The sequence below is a fragment of the Priestia sp. SIMBA_032 genome (assembly GCF_046535215.1).
In the GTDB taxonomy this organism is placed as follows: Bacteria; Bacillota; Bacilli; order Bacillales; family Bacillaceae_H; genus Priestia; species Priestia aryabhattai.
Window position 1 is genome coordinate 1 of record NZ_JAWRXD010000408.1, and the last position, 299, is coordinate 299.

Consider the following 299-nt stretch of genomic DNA (forward strand, 5'->3'; position numbering starts at 1 on the left):
GGGGGGCAGGTTCGGGGGGACCTGCCACCCTCTCTCATCGCCGCTGACCTAGAATCTGGCCATCAGGATGATGCCGAGCGCAGGGCATCCCTTTCCGAGCGCACATCGGGCGTCGGCGTAAAACAGAGGAGTGATTGGAGGTCGCGAATGGGCGTTCCTCCGTTGGTGAGCGGCCGAGATCGGCCAGTGAGCCTCGCCGTCCTGCGGCTCGCTGACAGAGTGCTTCAGGCTGTCGGCTGCGTCGGTGCCGGCGTTTATCTCGTGGCGCTGACCCTCTTCGCCGTATGCACTCTTGTGCC

1 protein-coding gene is annotated in these 299 nt (G+C 64.9%); it reads right to left on the reverse strand.

From position 1 onward, the window contains the following. Positions 1 to 48 precede the first annotated feature (48 nt). Positions 49 to 299, reverse strand: a 251-nt coding sequence (locus SB717_RS34945; protein ID WP_410907477.1) for a hypothetical protein, incomplete at its 5' end; no start/stop codon positions are given.